The organism is Pseudomonas sp. S44 (assembly GCF_016624805.1).
Lineage (GTDB): Bacteria > Pseudomonadota > Gammaproteobacteria > Pseudomonadales > Pseudomonadaceae > Aquipseudomonas > Aquipseudomonas machongensis.
In genome coordinates this window covers 114,942-128,304 of record NZ_JACVTY010000004.1, presented here as the reverse complement: position 1 = coordinate 128,304, position 13,363 = coordinate 114,942, and the positions used below count along the sequence as shown (strand labels likewise).

At 64.2% G+C, this 13,363-nt stretch carries 8 protein-coding genes; 3 read left to right on the top strand and 5 right to left on the bottom strand.

The annotated features are described in order from the left end of the window. Positions 1 to 48 precede the first annotated feature (48 nt). The 3 genes from sthA to IAE40_RS05660 form a co-directional block, all read right to left on the bottom strand. Entirely contained in the window at positions 49 to 1,443 is a 1,395-nt protein-coding gene (gene sthA, locus IAE40_RS05670; protein WP_054894437.1) for a Si-specific NAD(P)(+) transhydrogenase, read from the bottom strand. 202 nt (positions 1,444 to 1,645) lie between these two features. Beyond that, positions 1,646 to 2,644, bottom strand: coding sequence for an FAD:protein FMN transferase (locus tag IAE40_RS05665; RefSeq protein WP_200602808.1), 999 nt, complete (start codon positions 2,642 to 2,644; stop codon positions 1,646 to 1,648). 131 nt (positions 2,645 to 2,775) lie between these two features. Then, positions 2,776 to 4,239, bottom strand: coding sequence for a glyceraldehyde-3-phosphate dehydrogenase (locus IAE40_RS05660; RefSeq protein WP_054894439.1), 1,464 nt, complete (start codon positions 4,237 to 4,239; stop codon positions 2,776 to 2,778). 167 nt (positions 4,240 to 4,406) lie between these two features. Here IAE40_RS05660 and mfd point away from each other — a divergent pair, with 167 nt between their 5' ends. From mfd to IAE40_RS05645, 3 genes are all read left to right on the top strand, one after another. Then, the gene (mfd, locus tag IAE40_RS05655; protein WP_200602807.1) at positions 4,407 to 7,856 is read left to right on the top strand and encodes a transcription-repair coupling factor; all 3,450 of its coding nucleotides are present in this window, start codon (positions 4,407 to 4,409) and stop codon (positions 7,854 to 7,856) included. A 9-nt stretch (positions 7,857 to 7,865) separates the two neighbouring features. Continuing rightward, positions 7,866 to 8,441 carry a CsiV family protein gene (locus tag IAE40_RS05650; RefSeq protein WP_200602806.1) on the top strand — a complete coding sequence of 192 codons (576 nt, stop codon included), beginning with the start codon at positions 7,866 to 7,868 and terminating at the stop codon, positions 8,439 to 8,441. Between the two features lie 411 nt (positions 8,442 to 8,852). Continuing rightward, positions 8,853 to 11,753 (top strand): DEAD/DEAH box helicase, encoded by a 2,901-nt coding sequence (locus IAE40_RS05645; RefSeq protein ID WP_371926323.1) that lies wholly within the window; start codon positions 8,853 to 8,855, stop codon positions 11,751 to 11,753. Positions 11,754 to 11,805: 52 nt separating this feature from the next. Here the strand turns inward: IAE40_RS05645 and nagZ are convergent, their stop codons facing one another. Together nagZ and IAE40_RS05635 are read right to left on the bottom strand one after the other, a co-directional pair. After that, positions 11,806 to 12,804 carry a beta-N-acetylhexosaminidase gene (nagZ, locus tag IAE40_RS05640; protein ID WP_178117574.1) on the bottom strand — a complete coding sequence of 333 codons (999 nt, stop codon included), beginning with the start codon at positions 12,802 to 12,804 and terminating at the stop codon, positions 11,806 to 11,808. A gap of 22 nt (positions 12,805 to 12,826) precedes the next feature. Next, positions 12,827 to 13,351: a L,D-transpeptidase gene (locus IAE40_RS05635; RefSeq protein WP_200602805.1), complete on the bottom strand. Its 525-nt coding sequence runs from the start codon at positions 13,349 to 13,351 to the stop codon at positions 12,827 to 12,829. Positions 13,352 to 13,363 lie beyond the last annotated feature (12 nt).

Here is a 13,363-nt window from a genome sequence, read left to right as displayed (position 1 = left end):
GGCTGAAATCGGTCTCCCCGACCGGCTCAGGCCACCGGTCGGAGCCGCTCAAAAAAGCCGGTTCAGACCGTCGTAGGCAGCTACCCGATAGGCTTCGGCCATGGTCGGGTAGTTGAAGGTGGTGTTGACGAAGTACTTGAGATTGTTCAGCTCACCCGGCTGGTTCATGATCGCCTGGCCGATGTGGACAATCTCCGAAGCCTGGTAGCCGAAGCAATGCACGCCAAGGATTTCCAGAGTTTCGCGGTGGAACAGGATTTTCAGCATGCCCTGAGGCTCGCCGGCGATCTGCGCACGGGCCATGCTCTTGAAGAACGCCTTGCCCACTTCATACGGCACCTTGGCCTGGGTCAGCTCCTGCTCGTTCTTGCCGATCGAACTGATCTCCGGAATGGTGTAGATGCCGGTCGGCACGTCGTTGACGAAGCGCCAGCTGCCGTTGTCGACGATGCTGCCGGCCGCCGAACGGCCCTGGTCGTGGGCGGCGCTGGCCAGGCTCGGCCAACCGATCACGTCACCGGCACCATAGATGTTCGGCACACTGGTGCTGTAGTTCTCGTCGACCTCGATCTGGCCGCGGCTGTTGACCTTGATGCCGATGTTCTCAAGGCCCAGCTTGTCGGTGTTGCCGGTACGGCCGTTGCACCACAGCAAGGCGTCGGCCTTGATCTTCTTGCCCGACTTCAGGTGCAGGATCACCCCGTTGTCCAGCCCCTCGACACGCTCGTACTCCTCGTTATGGCGTACGGTGATGTTGTTGTTGCTGAAGTGGTAGCTCAGCGCCTGGGAGATTTCCGAATCCAGGAAGCTCAGCAATTGGCCTCGGTTGTCGACCAATTCGACCAGCACACCCAGGCCACTGAAGATCGAGGCGTATTCGCAACCGATCACCCCGGCACCATAGACGATCAGCTTGCGCGGCGTGTGGCTCAGGCTGAGGATGGTGTCGCTGTCGTAGACGCGCGGGTGGTGGAAGTCGATGTCGGCCGGGCGATAAGGACGCGAGCCGGTGGCGATGATGATGTGCTTGGCGTTGAGCTTCTCGACCACGCCGTTGGGGCAGACCACTTCGACGGTCTGCTCATCGGCGAAGCTGCCGGTGCCGACGAACACGTCGACGCGGTTGCGCGCGTAGTAGCCGGTGCGCGAGGCAACCTGCTTGGAAATCACCTTCTCGGCGCTCTTGAGCACGTCAGGGAAGGAGAACCAGCGCGGCTCACCAATGGCACGGAACATCGGGTTGGTGTTGAACTGCATGATCTGCCGCACCGAGTGACGCAGTGCCTTGGACGGAATGGTGCCCAAGTGGGTGCAGTTGCCGCCGACCTGGCGACGGCTGTCGACCATCGCGACCTTGCGCCCCGCTTTGGCGGCGTTCATTGCCGCGCCTTCTCCGGCTGGGCCGGAACCCAGCACCACTACGTCGTAGTTGTAGACAGCCATGCGTACTCCTTCAGAACTGGCCCGCCGGCCGGCTGGCCGCGGGGCTCATCATGTCGCCGGGGCGCCATGAAAAAATTCGGGTGCAGTCTAATCAAGCGTGAACGCCGCGCACATTAACCCTTGGTCGCGTCGTAGGCCATCTTTGCCTGCACTACATGTCATTTCGCCGCTTCCCTGGCCGCGATCATCCGTGCCCTGCCTTTCACCCGCCTTTCAACACCCGCTGGAAACCGGGTGTGGAACGGGAGACGAAACCACCCTCGACCCGGGTCACCAGTACGGCAGCGATGCCGTGGGCCACAGCAAAATCCCAGCCGCGCTCGGGCCCGAGAATCAGCAGCAACGTCGAGTAACCGTCAGCGATCAGTGCCGAGCGGTCAAGCACGGTGACTGCAGCCAGACCGTGGGCGACCGGACGCCCCAGACGGGCATCGAAGGTGTGCGAATAGCGCCGGCCATTGTCCTCGAAATAGTTGCGGTAGTCACCCGAGGTCGACACCGACAGGCCATCGATGGCAATTACCTGGCGGGCGATCTGGCGATCCTCGCGCGGCAGTTCCAGTGCAATGCGCCAGGGGCTGCCATCAGGCTTGCGGCCTGCGGCCTGCAACTCCCCGGTGGCTTCGGCGACAAAGCTGTCGACACCCATCGCCCGCAGGCGCTCGGCGATCAGGTCAACGGCGTGACCGGCAGCGATGCTGTTGAAGTCCAGCTCCAGCGCGACATCCTTGCACAGGCGACCGCCATCGATGTGCAGGTGACGATAACCTACGCGCTGACGGGCCAAGGCCAGGGCCTGAGGATCGGGCACCTGCTCCTGACGCGCCTGCGGGCCGAAGCCCCACAGGTTGAGCAGTGGCTCGACACTGAGGTCGAAAGCCCCCTCGCTCACATCCGCCAGGTGCTGGCCGAAGGTGACCAGCTCGAGCATGTCCTGCGGGATGGTCAGGCATTGATTGGCCGGCAACTGGTTGAAGCGACTGACGACAGAGTCGTCACGGTAGGTGGAGTAATACGCGTCGATACCGTGCAGGATGGTTTCGACAGCTTCGCGCACCTGGTCCGGCGCCGGGCCGCCGGGGTTGCGAACATACTGGATGCTGTAGCTGCTGCCCATGGTCGGACCGCCCAGGCGCTCCAGCGTGGGTTGCTGGTCACAGGCCGATAGCAGCATCAGGATAAACAGTAAGGCTTTGCGCAAGATTCAGACTCTCGGTTGCCTGTGCCGCGTCTACCGTGGGACCAGCGTTTACCGTGGCAGTGCCGGCACAGACACGACATAAAAAAACGGGAACCCGAAGGTTCCCGTTTTTTCATGGCCTTACAAGCCTATCAGCGTGGAAACGCTGGCGGGTTCACACCGGCCATCTCTTCCATCACGCGAACGACCTGACAGCTGTAACCGAATTCGTTGTCGTACCAGACGTACAGGACAACACGATTATCGTTGCAGATGGTCGCTTCGGCATCGACCACACCGGCGTGGCGCGAGCCGACGAAGTCGGTCGAAACCACTTCCTGAGAGCTGACGTAGTCGATCTGCTTGTGCAGTTCCGAGTGCATGGCGGTCTGGCGCAGGTACTCGTTGAGCTCCTCGCGGTTGGTCGCCTTTTCCAGGTTCAGGTTCAGGATGGCCATCGACACGTTCGGCGTCGGTACGCGAATGGCGTTGCCGGTCAGCTTGCCCTTGAGCACTGGCAGTGCCTTGGCAGCGGCAGTGGCGGCGCCGGTTTCGGTGATGACCATGTTCAGCGGCGCGGCACGACCGCGACGGCTGCCCTTGTGGAAGTTGTCGATCAGGTTCTGGTCGTTGGTGAACGAGTGAACGGTTTCGACGTGGCCGTTGACGATGCCGTACTGATCGTTGATGGCCTTGAGCACCGGCACGATGGCGTTGGTGGTGCAGGATGCCGCGGAGATGATCTTGTCATCGGCAGCGATATCGCCATGGTTGATGCCGTGCACGATGTTCTTCAGCGCGCCCTTGCCAGGTGCGGTGAGGATGACACGGGCAGCGCCCGGGCAGGCCAGGTGCTGGCCCAGGCCGTCGGCATCGCGCCAGACGCCGGTGTTGTCGACGATCAGTGCGTTGTCGATGCCGTACTGGGTGTAGTCGACTTCGCTCGGGCTCTTGGCGTAGATGACCTGGATCAGGTTGCCGTTGGCAGTGATGGTGTTGTTGGCTTCATCGATGGTGATGGTGCCGTCGAACGGGCCGTGAACCGAGTCGCGGCGCAGCAGGCTGGCGCGCTTGACCAGGTCGTTTTCGGCGCCCTTGCGCACGACGATGGCGCGCAGGCGCAGGCCGTCGCCACCACCGGTCTTCTCGATCAGGATGCGCGCCAGCAGGCGGCCGATGCGGCCGAAGCCGTACAGGACGACGTCGGTGCCCTTGCGCGCCGAAGCGTTCTGCTGGCCAACCACCTCAGCCAGCTCTTCACGGACGAACTGCTCCGCAGTGCGACCGTTGCCTTCCTGCTTGAACTTGTTGGCCAGCTTGCCCAGGTCGACCGAAGCGGCGCCCAGTTTCAGCTCGCTCATGGCTTTGAGCAGGGGGAATGTCTCGTGTACGGACAGTTCGGTCTCGTCGGTCTGACGGTGACGTGCAAAGCGATGGGCTTTGAGGATCGAGATAACCGAACGGTTGATCAGGCTGCGGCCATAGATCGAGCTCACCACGTTGTTGTTGCGGTAGAGCTGACCGATAAGCGGGATCATCGCTTCAGCCAGGGCTTCACGATCGATCCACTCACCAAGACACTGGTCGGGCTTCTGAGTCACGGGAACCTTCCACATGTAGGGACAGAAAAAAGGGGCTACATTATGACGCCCCGATGCGTATCGGGCAATGAGCGCCTGTCGCTACCCGCAAAGCCAGCCGTCATGCCCTTTCGAGCCTGACAGCGAGCAGCGTCGCCGGTACACTTGACCTCTTTGCCGCAACGCTTGGAGTCGGATCTTCCGTGTCAGTTCTGCGCCTTCCGCAACTGTCGGCCACGGCCGGCAAACAAACCTGGGGCAACCTGCCAGGTGCCGCCCTCAGTCTCGCCATCGCCGAGGCCGCCAGCAGCGCCGGGCGCTTCACCCTGCTGCTGACTGCCGATAGCCAGGCCGCCGATCGCCTGGAACAGGAGCTGCGTTTCTTCGCCCCGCAGCTTCCGGTGCTGCCGTTCCCAGACTGGGAAACCCTGCCCTACGACCTGTTCTCGCCGCACCAGGACATCATCTCCCAGCGCATTGCCAGCCTCTACCGACTGCCACAGCTGGACCACGGCATTCTCGTGGTGCCGATCACCACCGCCCTGCACCGCTTGGCCCCGACCCGCTTCCTGCTGGGCAGCAGCCTGGTGCTGGACGTGGGCCAGAAGATCGACGTCGAGCAGATGCGCACCCGCCTGGAAGCCAGCGGCTACCGCTGCGTCGACACGGTCTACGAGCATGGTGAATTCGCCGTGCGCGGCGCGCTGATCGATTTGTTCCCCATGGGCAGCAAGGCGCCGTATCGCATCGACCTGTTCGACGACGAGATCGAAACCCTGCGCACCTTCGACCCGGAGACCCAGCGCTCGATCGACAAGGTCGACTCGATCCGCCTGCTGCCGGCCCGCGAATTCCCCATGCACAAGGATGAGGTGACACGCTTCAAAGCCCGCTTCCGAGAGCGCTTCGACGTCGACTTCCGGCGCAGCGCGATCTTCCAGGACCTGACCAGCGGCATCATTCCGGCCGGCATCGAATACTACCTGCCGCTGTTCTTCGAAGAGACCGCGACACTCTTCGACTACCTGCCGGAAGACACCCAGGTATTCTCCCTGCCCGGCGTCGAGCAGGCCGCCGAACACTTCTGGAACGACGTACGCGGGCGCTACGAAGAGCGCCGCGGCGACCTCAGCCGCCCCTTGCTGCCACCGGCCGAGCTGTTCATGCCGGTCGAGGACTGCTTCGCCCGCCTCAAGCAATGGCCGCGCGTTGTGGTCAGCGCCGACGAACTCGAACAGGGCGCAGGCCGCGAGCGCTTCCCGGCCCGCGCCTTGCCCAACCTGGCCATCGAGGCCAAGGCCAACCAGCCGCTGGCAGAGCTGTCGAACTTTCTCGACCAGTTCCCCGGCCGGGTGCTGTTCACCGCCGAATCGGCAGGCCGCCGCGAAGTGCTGCTGGAGCTGCTCGAACGCCTGAAGCTGCGCCCGCACACCGTCGAAGGCTGGGCCGACTTCATCACGGGCAGCGAGCGCCTGGCGATCACCATCGCCCCGCTCGATGACGGCCTGCTGCTGGATGACCCGAGCCTGGCCCTTGTGGCCGAAAGCCCGCTGTTCGGCCAGCGCGTGATGCAGCGCCGACGTCGCGACAAGCGCGGCGAAGCGGCCAACGATGCAGTCATCAAGAACCTCACCGAGCTGCGCGAAGGCGCCCCTGTGGTGCACATCGATCACGGCGTGGGCCGCTACCTGGGCCTGGCCACCCTGGAGATCGACGGCCAGGCCGCCGAGTTCCTCACCCTGGAATACGCCGAGGGCGCCAAGCTCTATGTGCCGGTGGCCAACCTGCACCTGATCGCCCGCTACACCGGCAGCGACGACGCCCTGGCGCCGCTGCACCGACTCGGCTCCGAAGCCTGGCAGAAAGCCAAGCGCAAGGCCGCCGAACAGGTGCGCGACGTGGCCGCCGAGCTGCTCGACATCTATGCCCGCCGTGCTGCGCGCAAGGGCTACGCCTTCGCCGACCCGGCCGCCGACTACGCCACCTTCAGCGCCGGCTTCCCCTTCGAAGAGACGCCCGACCAGCAGGCTGCCATCGAGGCCGTGCGCCTCGACATGCTCGCCGCCAAGCCCATGGATCGACTGGTGTGTGGCGATGTCGGCTTCGGCAAGACCGAAGTGGCCATGCGCGCAGCCTTCATCGCGGTGCACAGCGGCCGCCAGGTCGCGGTCCTGGTACCTACCACCCTGCTCGCCCAGCAGCACTACAACAGCTTCCGCGATCGCTTTGCCGACTGGCCCGTGACGGTCGAGGTGATGAGCCGCTTCAAGTCCGCCAAGGAAGTGGCCGCCGCCGCCGCAGACCTTGCCGAAGGCAAGATCGACATCCTCATCGGCACCCACAAGCTGCTGCAGGACGATGTGCGCTTCAAGGACCTGGGCCTGGCGATCATCGACGAAGAGCACCGTTTCGGCGTACGCCAGAAAGAACAGCTCAAGGCGCTACGCAGCGAGGTGGACATCCTCACCCTCACCGCCACGCCAATCCCGCGCACCCTTAACATGGCCGTGGCCGGCATGCGCGACCTGTCGATCATCGCCACCCCGCCGGCTCGACGCCTGTCGGTGCGCACCTTCGTCATGGAGCAGAACAAGAGCACGGTCAAGGAAGCACTGCTGCGCGAGCTGCTGCGTGGCGGCCAGGTCTATTACCTGCACAACGACGTGAAGACCATCGAGAAATGCGCCGCCGATCTCGCCGAGCTGGTGCCCGAAGCGCGCATTGGCATTGGCCACGGGCAGATGCGCGAGCGCGAGCTCGAACAGGTGATGAGCGACTTCTACCACAAGCGCTTCAACGTGCTGATTGCCTCGACCATCATCGAGACCGGCATCGACGTGCCCAGTGCCAACACCATCGTCATCGAACGTGCCGACAAGTTCGGCCTGGCCCAGTTGCACCAATTGCGCGGCCGGGTCGGACGCAGCCACCACCAGGCCTACGCCTACCTGCTCACCCCGCCACGCCAACAGATCAGCGGCGATGCCGAGAAACGCCTGGAGGCGATCGCCAACACCCAGGACCTGGGCGCAGGCTTCGTGCTGGCCACCAACGACCTGGAGATCCGCGGCGCCGGCGAGTTGCTCGGCGAAGGCCAGAGCGGGCAGATCCAGGCAGTGGGTTTCACCCTCTACATGGAGATGCTCGAACGTGCGGTCAAGGCGATCCGCAAGGGCACCCAACCCAATCTCGAGCAACCACTGGGCGGCGGCCCGGAGATCAACCTGCGCCTGCCGGCGCTGATCCCCGAGGACTACCTGCCCGATGTGCACGCCCGCCTGATCCTGTACAAACGCATCGCTTCGGCGGCCGACGAGGAAGGCCTCAAGGACCTGCAGGTGGAGATGATCGACCGCTTCGGCCTGCTGCCCGAGCCGACCAAGAACCTCATGCGCCTGACGCTGCTCAAGCTGCAGGCCGAGAAGCTTGGCATCAAGAAGGTCGATGCCGGCCCCAATGGCGGCAAGCTCGAGTTCGAGGCCGAAACGCCGGTCGAACCACTGACCCTGATCAAGCTGATCCAGGGCCAGCCCAAGCGCTACAAGTTCGAAGGCGCGACCCAGTTCCGCTTCCTGGTGCCGATGGAACGCCCGGAAGAACGCTTCAACACCCTCGAGGCGCTGTTCGAGCGCCTGGCCCCACAGTCAAATTAAGGAAGCTCCATGCGTGCCATTCGTTGCCTGACCTTGTTGCTGTCGCTCATCGCGCCAGTGACGGCCTTCGCCGAAGGCCCTTATCAGGTGGAAATCCTCCTCCTGCGGCAGAATGCAGTGCCTGCCGTGACCAGCCCGTTCGCCCCCGAGAACTGGAGCGCCGGCGCCCCACGCCTGGCCAAGGATGCCGAACGCCCACCGGCACTGGTCGACGAAGCCACCCGCCTGCAAGCCACTGCCGACTACACTGTGCTGCTGCACAAGGCTTGGCAGCAGCAGGTGGGCAGCGAGCCCAGCCGCATCGCCGTGGGCGCCGGTGACGAGCAGTTCGGGCACTTCCCCATCGAGGGCAACCTGAGCATCGCCGAGGGCCGCTTCATCCGCATCGAGGCCAACTTCTGGGTCAACGACCTGGACGGCAATGGCAGCGTGCTGCGCAGCGAGCAATTCAAGCAAAGCAACAGCAACGTGAAAAACGGCCAGCTGACCTTCCTCGACGGGGGCCACCTGGCGCTGCTGATCAGGGTCGCACCGGCTGGCATGCGCAAGCTGCCAACGATGGACCCGGAGATGATGGAGCAGTGACACGTGAGTGACGTGCAGAAGCAGGTTGCGGAAAACCCGAGCTGGAAGCGCGAATTCGACGCCGGCGCTCTGCAGCGCGGTGAGCGCTATGCCGAGCAAGGCAGGGTAGAGATTCTCTCCCACGGCGACGCACGCATCGAGGCAACCTGCAGCGGCAACGGCGACAACCGTTATCGTCAGCGGATCACCATCACCTTCAACTCCGCCGGACACTGTCATGTTCGCGGCCAGTGCACCTGCCCGGTCGGCGAGAACTGCAAGCACTGCGCCGCCGTGCTCTACACGCTAGCCCACCGCCATGCGGCACAACCGGCGGCCAGCGATCACCTGCCGCACCACCTGCAACACTGGCTGCAGGGCCTCGAGCAACGCGCCACCCCACGCCAGCCTGACGAAGACAAACGCGGCCGCATGGTCTGCTACCAGCTCATGCTGCTGGGCGATCAAGGTTGCGCCCTGCGCGTGCGCAAGGGCACTCGCACCGATGGCGACATACGCTACAGCCGGGTGCAATCGCTGTATGAACTGCTCTACGAGCCGCCCAAGTTCGTCAAGGAAGAAGACCTGCGCATCCTGCGCCAGTTGTCCGCACAGAACGCCCCCTACGGCCAGGAGCGCGGCTACGTGCTAAAAGGCCAGGAAGGCGGCGAGCTACTGCAACGGGTGCTGGAAACCGGACGCCTGATGTACATGGACGAGTTGCCGCTGCTGCGCCGCGGCCAGGAGCGCCAGGCGGAATTTCGCTGGGTGCGCCTGGACAGCGGCGAATACCGCGGCATGTGGTACAACGCCGACAAACCGCTGCTCTGCGTCCTGCCGCTGGTGCCGTTGTTTTACTTCGACGTCATGACCAGAGAAGTCGGTACCGTCGCCCACAGTCTCGACCCGCACACCGCCATCCAGCTCTCGCTCGCACCCGATGTACCGGAACACCTGATCGTGCCACTCAGCCACAAGCTCAACGCCCTGAACCACCAACTGCCGACCCCGACAACGGTCAAGCAGGAACTGCTCGACAACATCGAGCCCACACCACACCTCACCCTTGGCAGCCTGGAATTCAGCGCCTACACGCCCAAGACCGGACGCATGCAGCGCCAGATGCAGCATCGCGCGGCGCTGTCGTTCGACTACGACGGGCTGCGCGCCAGCGGCCCCGAAGACAAGCCGCTGAGCCGCCTGGTGGACAGTACCAGCCAGCATATTCGCCGCCAGCCACAGCATGAAAAGCGCCTGCGCGACACCCTGCACAAGCTCGGTTTCAAGCCTGCCACACGTCAGAGCAAGGCCCTGCCCGACAGCGCCGGCGAAATGTTCCAACTGCCCGACGACGAGACCTGGCTGCGCTTCGCCCGCGAAGACCTGCTGCGACTGCGCGAGGCAGGCTGGAAGGTGGACGTCCACCGTGACTTCGCCTTCAACCTTCACGACGTGGAAGACTGGTACGCCAACATTCAGGAAGCCCCCGGCCACGAATGGTTCGATCTGGAACTGGGCATCGTCGTCGACGGCCAGCGCCACAGCCTGCTGCCGATCGTCCTGCAGTTGCTGCGCAGCAGCCCCGAACTGCTGCGCCCCAGCGAACTTGCGCGGCGCGGCGACGATGAACACCTGTTGATCGACCTCAACCGTGGTCGCCTGGACAGCCCGGCCATGCGGGTCGCCCTGCCCTACGGCCGGATCAAGGCAGTGATGGGCACCCTCGGCGAGCTGTATCTGCACGAGGATGCCAGCGGGCCGACGTTGCGCATGGAGCGCGCCGATGCGGCACGCCTGAACGATATCGAGCACCTGCCCCTGCAATGGGAAGGTGGCGAACAACTGCGCGATCTCGGCCGGCGCCTGCGCGATGCGCGTGACCTGGAGGTCGAGCCACCCAGGGGGCTGGCCGCGACCTTGCGCCCCTACCAGCAGCAGGGCCTGAACTGGCTGCAAGCCCTGCGCGAGATGGGCACCGGTGGCATCCTCGGCGACGACATGGGTCTGGGCAAGACCCTGCAGACCCTTGCCCATCTGCTGCTGGAAAAAGAAGCCGGGCGCCTGAACCATCCAGCCCTGGCAGTGATGCCCACCAGCCTTGTGCCCAACTGGCTGGACGAAGCACAGCGCTTCGCACCCAATCTGCGCGTTCTGGCCCTGCACGGCCCCGGACGCACCCGGTTCTTTGGTGCACTGCACGAATACGACCTGATCCTGACCACATACGCCCTGCTGCCACGCGACCTCGAGCCATTGCAGGCCCAACCCTGGCACGTGCTGGTGCTGGACGAAGCACAGAACATCAAGAGCAGTACCAGCAAGGCCGCCCAGGCCGCCCGGGAGCTGCAGGCCAACCAGCGCCTTTGCCTGACAGGCACCCCCATGGAGAACAACTTGGGTGAGCTATGGTCGATCTTTCACTTCCTGATGCCCGGCTGGCTGGGCGATCAGAAACGCTTCAACCAGGATTACCGCACCCCCATCGAACGTCATGGCGACCGCGAGCGGCTGGCCCACCTGGCCAGCCGAGTACGCCCTTTCCTGCTGCGCCGCAGCAAGGAGCAGGTGGCCCGAGAGCTGCCGGCCAAGAGCGAGATGGTTCACTGGGTGGACCTCAGCGATGCACAGCGCGACACCTACGAAACGGTGCGCGTGGCCATGGACAAGAAGGTGCGCGATGAAATCGCCCGCAATGGCGCCTCACGCAGCCAGATCGTCATCCTCGATGCCTTGCTCAAGCTGCGCCAGGTGTGCTGTGACCTGCGTCTGGTCAAGGGTGTGGAAGCCAAGGGCAATCAAGCCGACAAGGGCAAGCTGGGCAGCTTGATGGAAATGCTCGAGGAACTGCTCAGCGAAGGTCGCCGAGTGCTGCTGTTCTCCCAGTTCACTTCGATGCTCGCACTGATCGAGCAGGAACTGGAAAAGCGCGACATTCGCTACAGCCTGCTGACCGGCGACACCCGCGATCGCCGCGCGCCGGTTCAACAGTTCCAGAACGGCGACAGCGAAGTGTTCCTGATCAGCCTCAAGGCCGGTGGTACAGGCCTGAACCTGACCGCTGCCGATACGGTGATTCACTACGACCCCTGGTGGAACCCGGCCAGCGAGAACCAGGCCACCGACCGCGCGTACCGTATCGGCCAGGACAAGCCAGTGTTCGTCTACAAGCTGATCACCCGCGGCACGGTGGAAGAGAAGATCCAGCAGTTGCAGCAAGAGAAAGCCGCCTTGGCGGCCGGTCTGCTCGATGGCGGGCAGGCCGGTCAGTGGCGGCTGGGGGATGAAGAAATCGAGGCACTGTTCGCCCCGCTGCCGGGCAAGCGAGGGCGCTGAATCCGGGGCGTCCCCTTCGCGTCCCGACTTGCCCGCGAAGGGAACACCGCGGTCAATCCACCAGCTGCGCGTCCTTCAACGCCCCCAGCGCCTCAAGCCAGCGCGGCTGCTGGCGATAGTCGGTGCGTGCGAAGCCTTGCCCACGCATTCCGGCGATGCGCGGCGACGGCCGCACCTTCAAGCGCTGCGCCGCACTCAGCGCGAGTTCCGCCGCAGCTCGGTCATTGCACACCAGCCCCATGTCGCAACCGGCACTCAGCGCTGCCTCGATGCGACTGGCGGCATCGCCCACCACATGCGCGCCAGCCATGGACAAGTCGTCACTGAAGATCACCCCCTCAAAGCCCAGCTCGCCGCGCAGGATGTCCTGCAGCCAGCGCCGCGAGAAGCCCGCCGGCTGGTTGTCGATCTGCGGATAGATCACATGCGCCGGCATCACCGCTGCCAGTTGGCCGCTGAGACGAGTGAACGGTACCAGATCAGCCTGGCGTAGCTGCTCCAGGCTGCGCTCATCGGTGGGGATCGCCACGTGCGAATCGGCTTCCGCCCAGCCATGCCCAGGGAAGTGCTTGCCGCAAGCCGCCATGCCAGCCGTGTTCATGCCACGAATGAAGGCACCGGCCAGTTGCGTGGCACGCTGCGGATCCCCTTCGAAGGCACGGCTGCCAACGACCGCGCTGCGCTGGTGATCAAGGTCCAGTACCGGTGCGAAACTCAGGTCCAGACCGACCGCCAGAACTTCGGTGGCCATCAGCCAACCGCATTGTTCGGCCAGGTAATCAGCGTTGGCATTGTCGGCAATGGCACGCATGGCCGGCAAACGCACGAAGCCCTGACGCAGACGCTGGACCCGACCACCTTCCTGATCGACCGCCAGGATCAGGTCAGGACGAATAGCACGGATCGAGGCGCACAGCTCGCGCACCTGGCGTGGGCTGTCGATGTTACGGGCAAAGATGATCAGACCGGCCACTTCGGGCTGGCGCAGGAGGTGACGATCCTCGGCGGTCAACCATTGACCGGCGATATCCACCATCAGGGAGCCTTGCAGGCTGGCAGTCATAGGGTGTCCTTCATTGAATATCCAGAGAGGCCCATTGCGGGCAGGCAGCCTCGCTTATGCGCACCGGGCAATGGACCGGCACGCGCTCGAACAGGTCCAACAGCTCGCGGTTGCGCAGGCGCACGCAGCCATGGGACAACGGCACGCCCAGCGGTTCGCTGTCCGGCGTGCCGTGCAGATAAATGTAGCGACGAAAGGTATCGACCCGTCCCAGGCGGTTGACGCCTGGCTCACAGCCACTGAGCCAGAGGATGCGGGTGAGGATCCAGTCACGGCCTGGAGATTGCGCGTGCAAGGCGGGCGACCAGACTTCACCGGTCCAGCGTCGGCTGCTGAGCACAGCCCCTTGCGGCAATCCAGCGCCGATCTTCGCCCTGACCTGATGCAGGCCACGCGGCGTGCAGCCAGAACCCTTGAGTTCACCCGCCCCCAGACGCGCAGTGGAAACGTGCAGGCGCACGCACAACGTCCCCCGGGAAAATCCGTAAAGGCGTTGGTCAGCGAGGGAGATGTGCAGGAAATCAAGGTCGGGCATGGGCGCTAGCTT